The 20163-nt window shown below is 46.4% G+C and carries 15 protein-coding genes; 5 read left to right on the top strand and 10 right to left on the bottom strand.

The features are described from left to right. Positions 1-89 precede the first annotated feature (89 nt). Entirely contained in the window at positions 90-1874 is a 1785-nt protein-coding gene (locus K7R11_RS08595) for a DNA polymerase III subunit gamma/tau (RefSeq protein ID WP_224490124.1), read from the top strand. Here K7R11_RS08595 and K7R11_RS08590 read toward each other — a convergent pair. Genes K7R11_RS08590 through K7R11_RS08560 form a run of 7 tightly spaced genes read right to left on the bottom strand, consistent with a single transcriptional unit; the run spans position 1871 to position 8691 of the window. Beyond that, the gene (locus tag K7R11_RS08590; RefSeq protein ID WP_224490123.1) at positions 1871-2230 is read right to left on the bottom strand and encodes a transmembrane 220 family protein; all 360 of its coding nucleotides are present in this window, start codon (positions 2228-2230) and stop codon (positions 1871-1873) included. The two genes, K7R11_RS08595 and K7R11_RS08590, sit on opposite strands and share 4 nt — an antisense overlap. Beyond that, positions 2211-3611, bottom strand: coding sequence for an alkaline phosphatase family protein (locus K7R11_RS08585; RefSeq protein ID WP_224490122.1), 1401 nt, complete (start codon positions 3609-3611; stop codon positions 2211-2213). Before K7R11_RS08585 ends, K7R11_RS08590 begins: the two co-directional genes overlap by 20 nt. Then, a complete protein-coding gene (gene eboE, locus K7R11_RS08580) occupies positions 3589-4815 on the bottom strand; it encodes a metabolite traffic protein EboE (protein ID WP_224490121.1) in 1227 nt (408 codons plus the stop codon). The genes K7R11_RS08585 and eboE overlap by 23 nt, the downstream gene beginning before the upstream one ends. A 4-nt stretch (positions 4816-4819) precedes the next feature. Further along, the gene (locus K7R11_RS08575) at positions 4820-5980 is read right to left on the bottom strand and encodes a 3-dehydroquinate synthase (RefSeq protein WP_224490120.1); all 1161 of its coding nucleotides are present in this window, start codon (positions 5978-5980) and stop codon (positions 4820-4822) included. Between the two features lie 16 nt (positions 5981-5996). Continuing rightward, positions 5997-6899 carry a UbiA-like protein EboC gene (gene eboC, locus K7R11_RS08570; protein WP_224490119.1) on the bottom strand — a complete coding sequence of 301 codons (903 nt, stop codon included), beginning with the start codon at positions 6897-6899 and terminating at the stop codon, positions 5997-5999. A 3-nt stretch (positions 6900-6902) separates the two neighbouring features. Next, a complete protein-coding gene (locus tag K7R11_RS08565) occupies positions 6903-7811 on the bottom strand; it encodes a TatD family hydrolase (protein ID WP_224490118.1) in 909 nt (302 codons plus the stop codon). Between the two features lie 4 nt (positions 7812-7815). Then, the gene (locus K7R11_RS08560; protein ID WP_224490117.1) at positions 7816-8691 is read right to left on the bottom strand and encodes an EboA domain-containing protein; all 876 of its coding nucleotides are present in this window, start codon (positions 8689-8691) and stop codon (positions 7816-7818) included. A 195-nt stretch (positions 8692-8886) separates the two neighbouring features. On the opposite strand from K7R11_RS08560, the gene miaE reads away from it, so the two are divergent. Continuing rightward, on the top strand, positions 8887-9468 hold the full coding sequence (miaE, locus tag K7R11_RS08555; RefSeq protein WP_224490116.1) for a tRNA-(ms[2]io[6]A)-hydroxylase: 582 nt from the start codon (positions 8887-8889) through the stop codon (positions 9466-9468). Here miaE and K7R11_RS08550 read toward each other — a convergent pair. Genes K7R11_RS08550 through K7R11_RS08540 form a run of 3 tightly spaced genes read right to left on the bottom strand, consistent with a single transcriptional unit; the run spans position 9465 to position 12949 of the window. After that, a complete protein-coding gene (locus K7R11_RS08550; protein WP_224490115.1) occupies positions 9465-10376 on the bottom strand; it encodes a Ppx/GppA phosphatase family protein in 912 nt (303 codons plus the stop codon). The two genes, miaE and K7R11_RS08550, sit on opposite strands and share 4 nt — an antisense overlap. Positions 10377-10384: 8 nt before the next feature. Further along, complete coding sequence (ppk1, locus tag K7R11_RS08545) at positions 10385-12481, bottom strand: polyphosphate kinase 1 (protein WP_224490114.1); 2097 nt, start codon at positions 12479-12481, stop codon at positions 10385-10387. Then, the gene (locus K7R11_RS08540) at positions 12482-12949 is read right to left on the bottom strand and encodes a SixA phosphatase family protein (protein WP_224490113.1); all 468 of its coding nucleotides are present in this window, start codon (positions 12947-12949) and stop codon (positions 12482-12484) included. 273 nt (positions 12950-13222) lie between these two features. On the opposite strand from K7R11_RS08540, the gene K7R11_RS08535 reads away from it, so the two are divergent. From K7R11_RS08535 to K7R11_RS08525, 3 genes are read left to right on the top strand one after another with little or no spacing between them, the layout of a single operon-like run. Then, positions 13223-17290 carry an HYR-like domain-containing protein gene (locus tag K7R11_RS08535; protein WP_224490112.1) on the top strand — a complete coding sequence of 1356 codons (4068 nt, stop codon included), beginning with the start codon at positions 13223-13225 and terminating at the stop codon, positions 17288-17290. Positions 17291-17305: 15 nt separating this feature from the next. Beyond that, positions 17306-18229, top strand: coding sequence for a PorP/SprF family type IX secretion system membrane protein (locus tag K7R11_RS08530; protein ID WP_224490111.1), 924 nt, complete (start codon positions 17306-17308; stop codon positions 18227-18229). A gap of 12 nt (positions 18230-18241) precedes the next feature. Continuing rightward, positions 18242-20149 (top strand): OmpA family protein, encoded by a 1908-nt coding sequence (locus K7R11_RS08525; protein ID WP_224490110.1) that lies wholly within the window; start codon positions 18242-18244, stop codon positions 20147-20149. The last annotated feature ends 14 nt before the right edge of the window (positions 20150-20163 follow it).

The raw sequence follows: 20163 nt of genomic DNA, 5'->3' as shown, positions 1-20163 counted from the left end.
AAGTCTTTTTAACGAAGGTTGTTAATAATTAAATGCAAATAGCATCGGAATTAAATTCATTTTAAATCGCAATTTTTATCTTTGCTGTGATGGAACACTTTGTCGTATCAGCCCGAAAATACAGGCCTAAGACCTTTAAAGATGTCGTAGGACAACAGGCCATTACCAATACCCTGCTCAATGCCATAGAGAACAATCATCTGGCCCAGGCCTTATTGTTTTGTGGCCCCAGGGGAGTTGGTAAGACGACCTGTGCCCGCATACTGGCCAAAATGATCAATCAGGATGGTACGGAAAGTGAAGACGAGGATTTCGCCTTCAATATTTTTGAGCTGGATGCCGCATCCAATAACTCAGTTGATGATATTCGAAGTCTTATCGACCAGGTGCGCATTCCTCCACAAACAGGAAAATACAAGGTATACATCATCGATGAGGTGCATATGTTGTCTACCTCCGCCTTCAATGCTTTCCTAAAAACCCTTGAAGAGCCGCCAAAGCATGCCATTTTTATCCTGGCAACCACCGAGAAACACAAGATCATACCCACCATCCTCTCCAGATGCCAGATTTTCGACTTTAAACGTATTACCGTTACCGACGCAAGGGAATACCTTAAATACATAGCCGAAAATCAAGGTATCCAGGCAGAGGAAGATGCCCTGCACATTATTGCTCAGAAAGCAGACGGTGCCATGCGGGATGCCCTTTCTATTTTTGACAGGGTAGTGAGTTTCTCCGGAAGCGAGCTCACCAGGCAGGCAGTGACCGAAAATCTCAATGTACTGGATTACCAGACGTACATGGAGGTAATAGATATGCTGCTGGAAAACAATATCCCGGACCTTCTGATACGCTTCAACCACCTCCTTTCCTTAGGATTTGATGGTCATCATTTTATCTCCGGACTAAGCTCGCATTTCAGAGACCTTATCGTATGTAAGAATGAAGCGACCATAGCACTGCTGGAAGTTGGGGAAGATTCAAAGCAAAAGTACCTGGAGCAAAGCCGGAAATGCCCGGCCGACTTTTTGATGAAGGCCCTGGATCTGGCCAACACCTGCGATTTTGAATACCGAAACAGCAATAACCAAAGATTGCACGTGGAACTTTGCCTGATGCAATTAGCCTCTATCAATTTTGATGGAGAAAAAAAAAAGTCCGGTAGCTTCATCATCCCTCCCTCCCATTACAAATTAAAGGAAGGGACTCCCAAAACGGTTAACGGCTCAGAGAAAACCCCGGTGACTACTCCTGCGTTTCAGCAAAATGAAGTAGCACAGCAAAAGCCGGCTCCTGCCCATACCCCCGCTCCCGTTCCCACTGTAATGCAGGAACAGCAACAAACAGCAACACAAACTGAGGTTGCCGTAGCCGATAAACCAAAACCTAAAAAACTGGACCTGGGAACTAAAAAAGTTTCAGGACTATCCCTATCCAGTATCCAGGCAAAAAAAGCACATGAACGGGCTAAAAAAGATCTCGTTCCCGACACCGAAAATCTACCCCGGGAACCCTTCACTGAGAAAGCCATGCAGGAAGCCTGGAATACTTATGTGGATGAAATAGACAAAGAAGGGAAAAAGATCCTGAGTTCGGCCCTTGCATCTGACATCCCAAAACTTGCGAACGAAGAACGCATACGCATAGAGCTTCCAAACGACACCATGAAAAAAGAGGTGGAAAGGGATCAGTATCCTTTAATGGAATACCTCAAAAAAACGCTTAACAATTACTACATTGAACTGGAAGTCGAAGTAAACGAGCAAACCGAGAAACAATATGCATTTACGCCTATGGAAAAGTACCAGAAGATGCGTGAAAAAAATCCGGCACTCGATTTCCTCCGAAAGGAACTCGATCTGGAGATCTAAACGGTTTTTTTTCCTTTACGAAGTGAAAAAGCGTAGATCAGCATTATCAGGGCTGTAATGAATAATCCGAAAGCCTCCCTGCCTTCCTCAATATTACGGATATCTCCTCCTCCTATGGTAAAGCCTTCAAATTTAGCAGGCCATGAGATCAGGCCCCCTGCAACAAATACCAAAGCAATTACCACAGCCACCCATAAGGGGAGGCGGTCAAAAACATAAAGCAGGGATATCAGCGCAGCTATACCATATACCACATACCACAGCACCGGATCCGGGTCGTTGTATTGCAAGCCGGCCGAGATTATAAATAAAATGGCAAATAGTACTGCCAATGCCTTAAGTACATACGTTCTCATAGTTCTTCGACTTTGTCACCAGGTTTAAAATGATATCGTAAATCTCCTCGGCAGCGATTTCCTCTGTGTCTTCGAAAATTCCGGAGTTGGACATCGCCAGGGGATAGAAGTTTTTATCTTCGGGAACTCTTCCGTGAGAACCTTTTACCAATTCCGGCTTGAGGGGGATAACATCCATTAAGACCCGAAATCCCAGCTTCCTTTTTAACAACTTCCATAAGATCCTCAGCGGCATCAACGACTTGTCCGGATCGGTAAACATCTCCACAGGATCATAACCGGGTTTTCTGTGAATATCAACCGTAGGTGCAAAGTCAGGAGCTTTAGCATCATCAAACCAGTAATAATACGTAATCCAGCTGTCTTTATCAGCACTTACCACGATATCTCCTGCCCTGTCGTGCTTCAGGCCTACCTCACGCCGTTGCTCCCCGTACCAGATCTTATCCACCCCATCGAGCGCCCCAAGCTTACGGGCCAGGGTCTCAACGGATCCTTGGTCTTTTACATAAATATGGGCTACCTGGTGATCTGCAACGGCAAAAGCCTGGCTGGCTCCTGCATCCAGTAACTCCCGGCCACGCTCTTCCCTCACTGCCAACAGCCCCATTTCACGCAAGGTGCGGTTAAGGTGAACAGGGTGCCGAACATCGGTAATTCCATATTCAGAAAGTAAAACCACCTGTGCATTTTTCTTTTCATACCAACCCACAAGATCCCGGACCAGGCGGTCGATCTCCTGCAGGTCCTTCCCTACTTTCCCGGGGTCTGTCCCCCAGCGCTGCAAGTTGTAATCCAGATGTGGCAGGTATACAAGGGTGAGGGTCGGGTCGTACTTTTTATCTACCTCGACGGCCGCATTGGCGATCCACTTTGAAGAGGTGATATCTGTTGCCGGACCCCAGAACTTAAAAAGAGGAAAACGGCCGAGCTTCTGTTGCAGGTGATTTCGGAGATCGGCCGGATGGCTGTATACATCCGGAATTTTTCTCCCGTCGGCCAGGTAATTAGGTCTCGGGGTCACCGAATAATCTGCAGAAGAGTACATATTATACCACCAGAACAAATTGGCGCAGGTAAACTCCGCGTCTCTTTCCTTAAGGGTCTCCCAGATCTTAGCGCTCTGTACCAGCCGGTTGCTCTGTCTCCAGAATTTAATTTCCAACTCCTCTTTAAAATACCACCCATTACCTACAATACCGTGTTGCGCCGGTAATTTTCCGGTTAAATAAGCAGACTGTGCCGTACAGGTTACAGCCGGGAAAGCCGGTCGGATCCGCGTCATGCTTCCCCGACTGAGAAAATCATTCAAAAACGGGGTGTTTTCTCCTAACAAAGAAGGAGATAAGCCAACGATATTAATCACAACCGTCTTCCTCATAGGTGCATTTAAAGTGTTCCTTTACCCAAAGTAATTCTCTTTCGATACATTCTTCAACGCTGGTTTTCATATCTTCCGGCAGTACCTCCCAGGTATAGGTTTCCACCTCCAGGTGTTCACAAACCCTGTCGTGCTTTTTGAGGTATTCCAGGGTAGCCAGAATATGATCCTGTGTTGAATCCAGAAGTCCGTAATTCTCAAGAAATACAGGCACGTGAAAATGGGCCCGCAACTCCTTAAAACTTCGCTTACTCTTTAATACCGCAGGCAAATCCTGGTAAGTCTTTACTGTATCTCCCCGAAGTTCAGTAACCTGATGCAGGTAAACGGGCTCATCAAAACCGGCCAGGAGTTCCATCTTTTGCTGGTCGTATCTTCCGTCCAGGATGATTTTTAAAGCAGAACTGAGCTGTACCTTTCCCACTCTTATCCCGGTTTGCAAAAAGCGTTTAAAGGTCTTTGCCGGCGATTCATATGCCAGGGAAAAATGGCAGACATCGTAGCATACATTAATATATTTAAGTACCATTTCTTCGGCATCATATGGCATGCGATCGATTGTGTTTTCAATATGGTCAGAGGCGATAGGGATCAGGTATTCTCTGAAAAAATCGATGACCTCCAGGCTGTTCTGCATCAATCCATCCGGCTCCGGCTCGATATCCAGGTGAATGTATACCCCCTGGTCCCGTTCGAGCTCATATAACCTGGTAACCACCCGTGCCAGTTGTTTCGCTGCCTTCTTCATGCATTTTTCCCGGAATTCATCAGAGGTATACCAGTGGCGGTAACTCAGCGGAGAAGTAGAGATACTCCCGGACAATCCCCTCGGTAAAAGATATGCAAGCTGATCGATTAACAGGAAGGTATAATCCAGCCTGTCATCGGTAGTCCAGTCCGGAGCATGAACCAGGTCTTTAACCTCCTTAAAATGGAAACTGCCATAGGGAAAACCATTCATGGTAAATACGTAGAGATCATGTTCGAGCAGCCACAATTTCAATGCCTCCAGCTTACTCCCGGTACCCAGTTCCTCACTGGCCTTGTTGGAAAGCCGGAGTCCAACTCCGAAAGGAGTATCAGGAGCAACGCGTTGTTTTATTTCCGGTAAAAACCGCTGAAGATTTTCCCAGGTTTGCTCCCATCCTTCACCGGGGTGAATATTGGTGCAGTAACTTAAATGAAAATTATTCCTGACCAGCATTATGCTATAATTGATTAACAAACATTCTGTTTCGTACCCGATATACCGCCTCACTCATTACTTCCTTATCAATTTCGTGTACATCCTTTTTAATCCCAATACCTGATATCAGGGTAATGGTGAGAGCCCCTCCCAGGTGCTCCCGGAATTCGCCGATGCCTTCGAAGAGCATCTCAAAATCCACATGCGCTGGTATCTGCAGGTCAAACCCCAGGTGCTCCAGGGTTTGTACGATGAGTCCATGGTCCTGAGCCCCTATCATTCCTTTCAGATAAGCATAGGTTATATCAATAGCCATCCCCACCGCAACAGCCTCTCCGTGACGCATCTCAAAATTGGTGAGTTGTTCAAGCTTATGCGCTGCCCAATGCCCAAAATCCAGTGGTCTGGAAGACCCTTGTTCAAATGGATCTCCTCCGCCTATATGTTCCACATGCAGTCTCGCACAGTGATAAATAAGTTTTTTCATAGCTTCAACATCCCTTTCTTTCAAAGCTTCGGCCATGTTGCAGATCTCATGAAAAAATTCCGGGTCTTTTATTAAAGCTACCTTGACGGCCTCGGAGGTTCCGGAAATCCAATCCCGCTGATCGAGGGTACTGAGAAAGTTCCAGTCGTTGATCACCGCGTAGGGTGGTGCAAAACTCCCCAGGAAATTTTTCTTACCCTGCCAGTTCACACTGTTTTTCACCCCGATTCCCGAATCATTCTGAGATAATACGGTAGTAGGTACCCTGATAAGGCGTACCCCCCTGTGAGCCACCGCTGCAGCGAAACCTGCCATATCCAGTAAAGCTCCACCTCCGACGGCAATTACAAACGAATGCCTGCAGATACCTTGCTTGTCAATCTCTTCAAGTACGGTAGTTAAAAACTCCCGTTCGTTTTTCACCCTTTCGCCCCCGGGCACAATTAATTTGCCCGCCAGGGTGATCGAATTATTATACATCCTGGCATAGGCTGAGATTTCATCCGTAAGGTATTCATGAGCCTTACTCACCCCTTCGTCTATAACGAACAATACCTTCACAGGTTGTTCTGCACCGGAAGCCGATATGAGCTGTTGAAGCAGCGGGTTATTATAATCAAACAGGTCATTGGTAAAGTGCACCTGATAGCGGTGCCTTACCTGAAAGTCCTGTTCCAATTTCGAATATTTTTTCATCACTGATATGATTTATCTATGTCACAGCAAATTGTCTTGAGAGAAATAAGGATACCGGCAACAATACCAGTATACTCAATCCAGCCCTCCATCCGGCGAATATGACTGCAATACAGGCATCGAGGAGAATAAGCGAAATAACCCCGGCTCGTACCGCTTTTCTTATATTTTCAGGAGTGTTTTGCCTGTAGGCCTTCATCAGGGGCACCATGGTCATTACCGCAAAACCCACAAGAAAAGGCAATACAAAAACAAAAGAGACTTGACCCATATTATTAAGTCCGGTGAGAAAAACAAATACCGTGAGATACAGAAAGAAGGCGATCAGGATGTGATTCCTGTTTTTTCCCTGCACCTCTCCCCGACTGATCAGGGTAATCGCCCCGATATAGAGCACGGGTATGATGGCCATCCACCAGAGTTGTACCTCTCCAAACAAACTCATCCCCAGTAAAAGATTCAATCCCCGGCAGAGCCCCATATTCAAGGGCCCCAGGGTAGTATTCCTTTTAGCCCAGGCATCATAGGAAAGAATACTAACGGCAAGGATGACTCCCAGAATCCCACTTAGAGGAGAAACCAGAAACCCGGTGAACACTCCCAGTCCCATGAGCGTAAAACCAAATACTGCCGCAGCCATAGGAGCAACTATACCACTGGGAATCGGGCGCTCCGGCCGCTCAACCGCATCGATCCCACGATCGAAGTAATCGTTTAGCACCACACCTGAAGCATACAATAACACTGAAGCCATGCTCAGCAGCACCACCTGAGCCACCAATTCCCGGGAGCCGGGCATAAGGCCTCCTGAATTCATGATCAGTGCTGTACTTACTGCGGCTCCTGCTATGATATCTGCCACGGCCGTGGGAAGATTGGCAGGACGCGTAAGTCGTATATATGCTTTTAGTTTCTTCACCTTTTACACGATCTTTTCGGCATCTACCCTGGGCTCCTGCCCTCTTAACACCGAATTGTCATTATAGAGTTTTCTCTGATCGATCCCATCGTTGTTCTCCCAGTGTTCCTCCTTCATCTTACCACTCTTACCAAATACCTCCAGGGCATTGCGATAACAGGTCTTTTCCACATCTTCCATGGCTATTCCTCTTTTAAGCATCAGGGAGGCGGTTTTCGGCACCGCCAGAGGATCGCTGACCCCCCAATCGGCAGAGCTATCGACAATGATACGGTCGCTGCCGAATTTTTTTACAACCTCCACCATACGTTCATTTCCCATTTTGGTTTTGGGATAAATCGTGAAGGCGGCATTAAACCCCCGGTCGAGAACATCTCTCACCGTTTCCTCGTTATTATGATCGATCACCACCTTCGAAGGGTCCAAACCATGTTCCAGGCAGACCTCCATACTTTTAATGGTTCCCGCCTTTTTATCGCGATGCGGTGTATGTACCTGTACCAGCATATCAAACTCTTTTGCCAATTCCAGCTGCATCCTGAAATACCGGTCTTCAAGAGGCGTCTGATCGTCGTAACCGATCTCGCCTATGGCAACCACATTATCTTTGAACAGGTAAAGGGGAAGCAGCTCCATGACCTGTTCTGCAAGGGCTTCATTATTGGCCTCCTTGCTGTTGAGTCCAATGGTGCAATAATGCTTTATTCCAAACTGGCTCGCACGGAAAGGCTCCCAACCTACCAGGCTGCTGTAGTAATCCTGGAAAGAACCTACCTGGGTACGCGGTTGCCCGAGCCAAAAAGACGGCTCGATCACCGCTACCACGCCTGCCTTAGCCATGGCCTCATAATCATCGGTGGTTCTGGAGGTCATATGAATATGAGGATCGATAATTTTTAACTGATGTTCCATATTTTTACTTTAAGTTGTTCCAATTCAGGGTTTTATTTTTTATCCGTTCAAGAATATCCGGTCTCTCCAGGGCCAGAGCCCTTAATTGCTTATCTGCCGATGAGGCGGCTACCAGAACGGCAGCATGGATTTCGGCCTGGCTGCCTTGTTTTAATAATTTCCTGATGTCTTCCAGGGTACCGGGGGCCGGAGCAAAGGCTACAGGCCTCCAGATACGGGCATCTATCTCCCTTGATGCTGCCCAGCGTTCATGGGCGTAATCAGAAATAATACGACTCAATTCCACATTGGCGCGCTCTTCCACCCCTACGATTTGCTGTAACGGTCGTTGCATAAAAGCGGCTTTGAGGTACATCTGGTTCCACTGTTGTTCATTGAAATACAGTGTAGGATAGGGATTATGAAGTGCAATGGCATCAAAAACAGGCACCATATTGGTTCTCAGGGCTTCGACTGCCGTATCACAAAAATGTTCAAGCGCGGGAAGTAACCACAGGTCCCTCAAAAAGGTGGTTAATTCCCGGCCATCGGCCACTTCAATTAGCTTTTGAACGGCCTTTTCATAGGCTTCCGGCTGATTTTGCAACACGTTTAATAACAACCAGAGCCTGCCTGCTTCTGCTAGATTGATCTCATGATGCGCCAGGTAATCGGTAGACAATTCATCTTCACTATCCTGAAGGTCTACAGGAGTAACTCCGAACTTCTGTCCGATCAGGGTATAGGCCAAATAGAGCTCCCTGGCCGAAGGCGACTTGAGTAATTCTCCCATGCGCTGCTCAAGCCATCGAAATTGTGATGGCTCCAGGGCGGAGTGGAGAATTTTTTCGAGCACGTTTGCCATACCGTGTTGCACGAGTGAATCTCGGGAGGTAATCATAATCAGATATTAGTGAATAATGCGTAAGTCGCTAGATGTTAGGTTTTTAAAATTATAGATATTGACCAGAGGGTATCCTAAACTTCGATGAATACTTAAATTAATCGTTATAGCCCTTTAACAGGAGCATAACAGGCAGACTGGGCAGAGGTGGAGAAAATTCATAAATTTGCAAAAGGAAAAACCGGATATAAAATGCTTGGATTAAAACTACCTACAGACCCGCGCTGGGTAAACATCGTGGAAAAGAATATTGAAGAAATTCTTTCAGATCACGCCTGGTGTGAACAAAAAGCCACCAGTACGGCAATTTCACTGATCGTGCAATTTCCGGAGCATACGGAACTTGTTCAGGCCATGACCGCACTGGTGAAGGAGGAAATCAGTCATTTTAAGATGGTACACGATAAGATCGTGGAACGCGGCTGGGTTCTTGGACGCGACCGAAAGGATGAATACGTAAACCAACTTATGAAGTTTTTCCCTAAAGGTGGAAGCAGAACCACCCATCTTGTGAACAAACTGCTTTATGCAGCATTGATTGAGGCCCGTAGTTGTGAGCGCTTTCGATTGTTATCTGAAGAACTCGCAGACAAGGAACTGGCAGAATTCTACAGAAAGCTGATGATAAGTGAAGCCAATCACTATACCATGTTCCTTAAATTTGCAAGGCAATACGGCAACCGGGAGGAAGTGGATCAAAAATGGCAGGACCTGTTAACCTATGAAGCAGAGATCATGAAAGATCTCGGTAAAAAAGAAACCATACACGGTTAAACCAGCCTGCGCTCGCCGAGTTCCAGATTGTAGAGTAATTTAACGATCCCGTCAGACAGTCCTATTTTTGGCACGAAGATCTTGCGGGCCCCGCTCCATTTACAGGCATTAAGATAGATGCGTGTAGCGGGAATGATCACATCGGCCCTGTCCGGATTCAGACCCAGCTCAGAGATCCGTTCGTCAAAAGAAAGCTCCTGCAAAAACTGATACTGGGCGTTGAGATAAATATAAGACAGCGGAGTCCCGGGCTTCCTGCCGGACATCTTGAAAAGTTTATTGATATTTCCTCCGGATCCAATGATGGAAATCTTCGGATAGGCTTTGGTTTTCTCCCGGATCCATTGCTCTATACCTTTCCAGTAGGATTCGCTTACCATTTCGTTTAGCAGGCGAACTGTCCCAATTTTAAAAGATCGGGAGGTCACAATCTTTCCGCCACTGAAAATAGTGAATTCGGTACTTCCACCACCCACATCCACATAAAGATAGTTCTTATCCTGCTCAATAACCTGGTGCAGGTCGGTCGATGCTATTATAGCCGCCTCCTTTTTACCGTCGATGATCTCGATCAGGATTTCGGCCTCCTTTTTTATTCTTTCCGCCACGTCCTCTCCGTTGGCAGCCTCCCGCATGGCAGAGGTGGCACAACCCATATATTTTTCAACCCCGTGCACCTTCATAAGGTACCGGAAAGCTTTCATCGTATCCAGGATTCTGGCAACATTGTGATCAGAGATCGCCCCGCCAGTAAACACATCCTGCCCAAGCCGCACCGGTACCCGTATCAGCGCACTCTTCTTGAATTGGGTTTCCCGGTGGTCCGGAAATTCGATCACATTGTTAATGAGCAGCCTTATCGCATTTGAGCCCACATCTATCCCGGCAAACTTCCTGATCTTCAACACGTCCTGTTTTAAAGGTTTTTCTTCAAATAATACTCATAGGTAGCAAATTGCGAACGTACCGGGGCTTTTTTATTACGTCTGTAGGCGTTATCCTGTTTCACGGAAAACACACGGGCTTTCACATTATCCTTCCAGCAGATCTCGAAGGTATCCATCAATTCCTTTTTTATATCCTCATCGTAAACAGGACAGCCCACTTCGACGCGGTAATCCAGGTTTCGGGTCATCCAGTCGGCTGAGGAAATGTAGTATTTGGGGTCTCCCCCATTGGCAAAGATAAATAATCGGGGGTGCTCTAAGAACCGGTCAACCACGCTGATCGCTTCAATGTTCTCACTCATCCCCGGTACTCCGGGGATCAGGCAGCAGGTACCGCGAACAATAAGCTGAACCTTAACCCCTGCCCTGCTGGCTTCATACAGTTTATCCACCATCTTATAGGAGGTGAAGCTGTTCATCTTGATTCGTATCCAGGCTTCTTTTCCATTCCTGGCATTTTCGATCTCCTTCTTAATAAGTTTGGTGAATATATTTTTGGTATAATGCGGAGAAACGATCAGGTGTTTATATTTATACACCTTGTAATTGGTATCAAAAAAGCTGAACACCTTATTGATCTCCCGCAAAATGGGCTGATGTGCGGTAAAAAGGGTGTAATCGGTATATACCCTGGCGGTTGCCTCGTTAAAATTACCGGTGCTTATAAAGCCATAGCGCTTTAGCTCTCCTGCCTCTTCCCTTTCAATGATACAAACCTTGCTGTGCACTTTTAACCCCTGCACACCAAAGATCAGTTTAACTCCTTCTGCCTGTAATTGTTCGGCATATTTGATATTGGCCTCCTCATCAAACCTGGCCTGAAGTTCAATCTGAACGGTAACATCCTTTCCGTTCTTCACGGCGTTGACAAGGGCACTGGCCACCTGAGAATTCCTGGCCAGCCGGTAAACAGTGATCTTGATGGACTTGACATTCGGATCGATCGCCGCCTCCCTCAAAAACTTAATCACATAAGAAAAGGTATGGTAAGGGGCATATTGCAAATAGTCCTTTTTTGCGATCGATTCGAAGATACTGCCCTCCATGCTGAGCCCCTTCACCGGAAGCGGCGGAAACTTCTTATAGAGCAGATCCTCCCGCCCCAGACTCGGGAATTTCATGTAATCCCTGCGGTTATGATACCGCCCTCCCGGAATAACACTATCGGTTTCATCAATTCCCATCTTTTGTTTGAGGAAATTGAGCGTATCCTTCCCAATACTCTTGTCATACACAAAACGAACAGGCTCACTGATGCGCCTCCCTCTTACACTGCTGGAAATCTTTTCTATAAAGCTCTTCGAAAGATCATTATCAATATCCAGCTCGGCATCCCTGGTGATCTTGATCATGTGGGCAGACAAAGATTCATATTTAAAAATATTAAAGATGCTGTCCATACAATACCGGATAAGGTCATCCAGGATCATAATGTAGCTCTTCTCCCCTTTTGAAGGCAGCACCACGAAACGATCCAGGTATCGCGGAATTTCCACCAGGGCATAACGAACGGGTTTTTCAGGTCCCCCGATGAGCTTTTTAATCCCTTTTACCGGTTCTTCCGGTTTCAGCACCATTTTAACGGCCAGGTAAGCAGCATTTTCCTTCAAATGCGGAAACTCGGTCAGTTCATCAAGCATGATCACGGCTACTGCCGGACTCACTTTCTCCAGGAAGAACTGCTTTATAAATACATCCTGATCCTCAGCCACCTGATTCTCATTGACCATAAAGATATTCTCCTTCTCGAGCTCCTTCCCGATGCTCTTCAATATTTTCAGGCTTTCGGTTTGCTGCTGGATCACGATCTCTGTTATATCTTCCATCAGGTCTTTGGCATCGGCACCTCCCAGAACGCTTTTCCCCGTTTTCCCGGAAAGGGCAATGCGTTTTACAGTGGCATACCGCACCTTGAAGAATTCATCCAGGTTATTGGAAAAGATCCCTAAAAAACGAAGGCGCTCAATAAGAGGCACCTTATGATCTGCAGCTTCCTGTAAAACCCGGGCATTAAAATTTAACCAACTGATCTCACGGTTTATATATTCATTATGTACTTTGTTCATTTATCGCAGGTGCTTAGGAAAAATTTTTAATTTGGTGGTTCCTTTGGTAATGTCTGCCCAGTGCTGTTCATTGAAATGAATATGAACCAATCCGGCAGTAGGCAGGTTATCAATTTTTTCACTTCCAAATATATTAGAAATTGCCGTGAATGCATGATTATGACCAAAAATCATTACATGGTTGAGGGAATCATCCAAATTACGAATAAACCGTTCTACACTACCTCCGGAAAAATCATACAACTCTTCAGTAATGGTGAGCTGCTGAGGATCGAGTCCGAAATTCCTCATAGCGATCAGGCAGGTATGCAGGGCCCTGTTGGCCGGACTCGAGAATACCGCCTCGGGTAATTCCATGCGATCGTGGGCGAATGTCGCTACGTTACCTGCGTCTTTTACTCCACGTTCCTGTAAGGGTCTGTCCTGGTCTTTGACATCATTTTCCCACGAGGATTTTCCATGCCTCATAAGGGTTATTTTTTTACCTTGCACGCCTTAATTATTAATGTTTTACAACAATAAAGTTACTAGGTTTATAAACGATTAAAAAACACTTTACGTCAATTTTTTTTGAAAGAAAAGCCTTAACTCTGTTCCTTCGTGGATGAAAACACTTTCCTCCCGAAAAAACTGAAATTTTAAGATTGCCCAAATCTTACCTGTTAAGGATGTTCTTGATGTTGAAGGAGCACGTCCGGACTTAAGCCCTACGAAGTCTGTGGACCCTATTACTATGTGCGTATGATGAAAAGACTACTACTATTGATTTACTTCATGGTGATTTCTTATGCAACCGGGTTCGCCCAGGATTTCACCTTTGATGGTCATAATTGTAAACCGGGAGCTGACTCTGAATGGGGTATTCCGGACCATGCAGATAATGACACTGATGGAGATGGCTATGGAGAGCGTGATACTCCTACTGGAACTGCCGACGTTCTCAACCTTTGGTTCAGACAAAGTCCGCAGTACCTCTACCTGGCCTTTGAACGGCGCAAATCCGGGAATTCATTTTTCTCTTTTTACCTGAATACCGATTGTGATCCCAATACCGGAGACCCCTCTCAGAACGGGGCAGATATTGCACTGGCCTTTGATATCAGGCCGGGAAGCAACCCACAGATCACCAATAACCTGATTTACGAATGGGATGGAAATGACTTTAAAAGCACTGGTAAAAGATTTGAAGCTAAAGTAGGAAAGGAATCCTGCGATGGAGACCTTGGCAAATTCTTTGAATTCCGAATTGCAATAAGTGAAATTTTCGATACCTGTGGCGGCAGCAATAATTGCCATACCATAGGCCTCAATTTAGCGTCTGCCAATGCCGGAGGCTCACCAAATTCTGCTCATAAGGATGATTTTGATTTTCCGGTAAGTTTCGGCATCAACTCTGAGCCCACCGCAGCTATCACTGCTCCTGACGAGGTTTGTGCTCACAGTGAGATCACCCTGAGTGGGGAAAGTTCCGTTCACTATGATGCGGCACTGTACAATGCACAAAATGCCCCTGATTTCATGGATGGCATTACCGCCTACGAATGGGACCTGGATTACGACGGGAACAAATTTAAAACCGGGGCAACTACAGCTTCTGTAAACGTCACTTTTAACAAAAAGGAGAACAGAGTCATAGCCCTAAGAGTTACAGATTCTTACGGGTGCACCAACACCATAACCCACAGTATTAAAGTAGAAGAAGCACCCGAGGCTGTTTTTGAGGCTATTGCCGATGGGGACTGCGGTATGCAATACCATTTCGACGCATCTAAAAGCAAGGGCTCTTCCAAACAGAACTGCATCATTAAGTACGAATGGGACTTTAATTATGACGGTACCTTCGAAACTATGACCACCGGCGAGAAGGTTAACCGGGACTTTCCAAATTGTGGCACCTATACTGTGGCCTTAAGGATTACTGACGACAGCGATCAGTGCAACAGCACCATAAGCGTTCAAACCATAGAGGTAACAGATACCGAAGCTCCGCAGTTTACTGTACCGGCAGACCTCGAAATCTCGTCTGCTGATCTGGCTGAAGATCTGGACCTCACCGGAAATGTCACTGATGCCACCGATAACTGCCAGGTTGGCGAGATACGTCACAGCGATGTGATGGAGCTCAATTCCTGTGGTGGCGGAACCCTCACAAGGACATGGACGGTAACAGACAACTGTGGAAATGAAACGGTAAAAACCCAGAAAATTACCATCTCGGAAGAGGAAGTGGCTTATGAGATCACCGCCCCCGATGATATACAGATGGAATGTGGTATTAATTACATTCCCTGTATCGATTTTGAAGGGATTAACGACGTCTCTGTATTTACCCATGCGGGAAGAACGATAACCGTATCTGCGGGCTCTTCCAGGGGAAGCCGGACTCCTAATCTATTTGATTCCTCCAACCCTACCTCGTCCGACAAGGACCTGGGTACACCCAATGAAGATTTCGGAGGGCCCGGTATCGGCGCTGAAGGCAGAGACGGAAGTCTATATCCCAATTACATTCCTGAAAAGAATATCCTGATCATACAGAATCCATCGTACAACGTTCCAAACGATCTGAATGAAAAAGGAGCCTACCTCGATTTTGATCTCAGCGCTTTTAACGGTGTTGCCCTGAAGGGAATTACCATTATGGATGTAGAAGACAACCAGTCCAGGAGAAGGATCGAATTGTACGGCGCCACAGGAAACCTGATCGGAACGGCAAACATTCCGGCTATGGGAGACAATGGGGCAACCACTATTGATTTGAGCGGCTTTACTGATGTTTTCAGGATGAAGGTAATTCTTGATGGATCAGGAGCAGTAACTTCGGTTTGTTTTGCCAATGAAGGTTTTGACCCCGGCATTGCCACCGTAAATACAGAATGCACTCCCCCTCCGGGTATCTGGTATGAAGACCAGGTAACTGCTACCGAATGCGGTGTAGAGGAAATTATTCGTACATGGATGACCACAGACCGTGCCGGAAACATCTATTCTGATCAACAACTTCTTACATTTTATGACAACGAGGCACCTGTGTTTAATGAGGTGCTTCCGGAAAACCTGGAAGTGAGTTGTGATTTGGTGCCAGAGCCCGTTGAGTTAACAGCCACTGACAACTGTGATCCTGATATACGCGTAGAATTTATGGAAGTGATATCCGGAATGGATGATGAATGTGCTTCCAGCTACACCATCACCCGGACATGGACCGCTACGGATTGTTCCGGAAATTCTACCGCCCACACTCAGACCATTACGGTTACAGACAATAAAGCTCCCGTTTTCAACGAAACCCTCCCGGCAGATGTTGCGGTTTCCTGCGGAGAAATTCCGGAAGCTGAAACCCTTTCAGCTACCGATAACTGTGATTCTATGGTGGAAGTAACTATGGAGGAATCTGTGGTAAATAACGCTTGTGGCTCTCCGTCCAGTGTGATCAGAACCTGGACCGTAACCGATTGTAGCGGCAACAGCAACGAGCATACCCAAACCATCACCATAACAGATGATGTGGCGCCCATATTTAATGAAGAGTTACCAAGTAAAAATCTGAAGGTGAGTTGCAGCGAGATTCCTGATCCCGCCATCCTTACCGCGACCGATGCGTGCAGCGGTGAAATCGACGTTATTTTTGAAGAGGAGATCTCACAGACCAATAACTGCGGTACGGCATCGGAGATCAGAAGAACGTGGACAGCTGCGGATTGTAGCGGAAATTCTGTTTCTTATGTACAGACGATTACGGTAACAGACGATGAAGCTCCAGAATTTACCAGCGAGCTTCCAGGAGATATTACCGTGAATTGCAGCGCGATTCCGGAAGTTCCTGTGCTTACAGCCCTGGATAACTGTGACGTGGCAGTGGCTGTAGAGATGAGTGAAGATCAGGCTCCGGGCAAATGCCCGGGTTCACAGGTCATCACCCGAACCTGGACAGCACAGGATTGTGCAGGAAATACCAGCACGCATACCCAGGTAATTACTGTAGAAGACAACGAAGGGCCGGTATTGGACGGTAATCTCGACACAGACATTACTGTGAGTTGCGGTACCATTCCCGATGTTCCGGAACTGGTTTTTAGCGATGGTTGTAGCGGAAATGTTGAAGTTTCCTTTACCAGCGACAGTGATTTTGAATCCTTTGAAGAGGATTACCAGATCGTGAGAACCTGGACTGCCCGTGATGCCTGTGGGAATACTACTACCCTTACTCAGACGATTTTTGTAATGAACGACCATGAGGAGGTGGAGATTGAAACTAGAAGACTCTGCCTTGATGACTCCCCTGTGAATCTCAATTCTTTTTTACCACAGGAAGTGGTCAATACCGGAAAATGGAGGGTTATCAATAGAAATTTCAACCTGAGGAATGACATCTTTGACCCCGAGGAGGCCGATTTAGGTACCTACACCCTGCGATACGAAGGCGATAATGGCCAGTGCGGCGTTCGTTACACCCTGCAGCTGGATGTGCATGACGAATGCGTGGTGCTGCCATGCACCTCGGTAAGCGATGTGGTGATATCCAAAACCATAACTCCCAACGGAGATGCCTATAATGAGTATTTTACCGTAAAGGGAGTAAATGAAGATTGTGGTTTCAGGATTACCGTTAAGATCTTTAACCGATGGGGACTTATGGTGTATTCCTCCAATGACTATAAAAACAACTGGAACGGGTTTACGAATAATAATGCCATAGGAAGCTCCGGACAGGTTCCTTCCGGCACTTATTATTACGTTGTTGAATTGATCGACAGCGGCTTAGATCCATTCACCGGGTATATCTACGTGGGAACCGGATCAAATTAATAAAACTTCAGCCCTATGAGAATCCTTTTTACAACCATATTATTACTGCTCGGATGGCTGTCCTTCGCACAGCAACTTCCACAGTTCACTCAGTACATGTATAATACCATCTCCATCAACCCTGCCTATGCCGGGTCGAGGGAAAGTCTGAGCGTGGTGGCATTACACCGCAGTCAGTGGAGCGGATTTGAAGGCGGCCCTCAAACCCTGACCGCCTCTGTGCACTCCCCGTTAAGAAACGATCGTATCGGGTTGGGCCTTTCGTTTATAAATGACCAACTGGGATTTGAAAACTTCTCCTATGTTTACGGAGATTTTTCCTATTCTATCCAGACCGGAGCCTCCAGTGAACTGGCCTTTGGCTTAAAAGCCGGTATCACCCAGTTCGCGCTTGACCAGGCCTTCATTAATGACCCCGATGTCTCAGGTGACCCGTTCTTCAGGGACCTTTCCAACCGGGTGAGTCCGAATATAGGAGCCGGGATCTATTGGCACAGTTACCGTTGGTACGTGGGTATTTCCGCTCCGCGATTATTTATCAATAACTACAATAGAGGAAACAGCTCCCTGAACCAGGATTTTGTGGCCTCAGAAAGGGTGAGCTACTATTTTACCGGAGGACTGGTGTTCGATCTTTCGCAGGATATCAAGTTAAAACCCTCTATCCTGGTAAAAGCCACCAATGGAGCAGAAGCGGCTCTGGACACCTCTATGAACCTTCTGTTTTTTGACCGTTTATGGCTGGGGGCCTCCTACCGCTGGAATGATGCTATAGGGGCTATTGCCGATTTCCAGGTTACCAAAGCCGTTCGGATCGGGTATGCTTACGATTTTGCGGTTTCAGAACTAAGACCGTATACAGACGGAAGTCATGAGATCTTTTTACTGGTAGACCTGTCCTTGAAGAACCCTAAGTTCAAATCTCCACGTTACTTTTAAAGCTGTTTGAAGATGAGAAGAATTTTATTATTGACAATCTTAGTGTTAGGGATATCAGGGCCAACCGCATTACAGGCCCAATACGGAATGCAGAAAAAGGCTGATGCCCTTTTTAATAAATTTGCCTTCCTGGAAGCTGCCGACAGCTACAAGACCCTGGTACAAAACGACTACAATACCGATTATGCCATAAGGAAACTGGCCGATTGCTACTTTCTTTTGAGAGATCCTAAACAGGCCTCGGATTATTATGCCCGGGCGGTTCAACAAAAGGGGATAACCCCCGAGTACTACTATAATTACGCATTGGTACTTCGCGCCCTTGGACAATACGACGAGGCTATGGAATGGGCAAAAACATATAAACAAAACGGAGGAGAAGGGCGTCTCTACAGGGACCTTAAAAAAGACGAGGGGGTAGATAACCTTTTTGAGACCGGCAGCCATTTCGAGATCAGTCCGGTTACATTTAATTCATCCTATAGTGACTTTGGAACCTACGAAAGAAACGGAGAACTCTATTTCGTGTCTTCCCGTCCGCATAATTCCCATTCAGATAAGATCTATAAATGGAATGAGCAACCTTACCTGGATATTTTTAAAAGAGATGCCAGGGGTATCGCACAACCCCTTGCCGGGGATATCAATTCAAAATATCATGAAGGCCCGATCGCTATAAGCCCGGATGGGGGCACCATGTACTTCTCAAGAAATAATTACCTCGACAGGAAGGTCGGAAAGGATAAGCAAGGCGTAAACCACCTTAAGATCTACCGTGCAGAATGGGTGGATGGCGCCTGGAAAAGGATCACAGACCTCTCCATAAACGGAGAAAACTACTCCGTTTCCCATCCTGCGCTGAGCCCGGATGGTAAAACACTGTACTTTGCATCTGATATGCCCGGAGGTCAGGGCAAAAGCGACCTTTACAAGGCAGAGATTCATGCCGATGGCAGTTTTGGCAATATTACCAACCTGGGAGATCGAGTTAACACCTCTGAAGATGAGCTGTTTCCATTTATAAATAACGAAAACACCCTGTTCTTCTCTTCAGACGGACATGGCGGGTACGGACTTTTAGACGTATTTGCAACGGTAAAAGATCAGGACGGAACTGTGAGCCAGGTCGTTAATCTCGGGGAACCTATCAACAGCACCAAGGACGATTTCTCTTTCTTTATGTCAGACAATGGGTATGAAGGATATTTTTCTACCAACCGAGACGGATCGCCATTTGATGACGATATTTATTATTTCGAAAAAATTCCACCACTCATGCTGCGCGGCCTGGTGAAGGATTCTGTGAATCACAAACCTATTGCCAATGCCAGGATCAGCCTGCAGGACGAGAATGGCAATGAGATCGCTTACCTGGAAACCGATGCCAACGGGCGCTATGAGATCAATATCGACCGGGAAAAAGAGTACATAGTAGGTGCAAACCACACCAAATACCAGGAAGGTCAGGAGAAATCCTTCACCAGTAAGAACCTGCGTAAAAGAGCAACTGAGGTCATTGTAAACCTTCAGTTGGTTCCTGTGAGAGATATCTCCGTACTTGCTGATCTCAACACCATTTACTTCGATTTTGACAAATACGATATCAGACCGGATGCTGCAAAGGAACTGGATAAGATCGTAAATCTGCTGTTAAATGAATACCCTGATATGGTCATGAGAATAGAGGCGCATACCGACTCCAGGGGTAGCTTCTCCTATAACGATAAATTGTCTCTGGACCGTGCTAATGCGACTGCAGAATACCTCGTTTCCCAGGGGCTTCAAAAAGAGCGGATCATTGCAGCCAAGGGCTATGGCGAAAAGAAACTAACCAACGGCTGTGAAGACGGTGTAAACTGTGAAGAACCACAACACCAGCAAAACAGACGAACCGAATTTATAGTGCAACAAATGCAATAAGAAAAAGACCCGGA

The sequence above is a fragment of the Robertkochia flava genome, assembly GCF_020166515.1.
In the GTDB taxonomy this organism is placed as follows: Bacteria; Bacteroidota; Bacteroidia; order Flavobacteriales; family Flavobacteriaceae; genus Robertkochia; species Robertkochia flava.
Note: the sequence above shows the minus strand (reverse complement) of the source record. Positions and strands in the feature narration are given on the sequence as shown.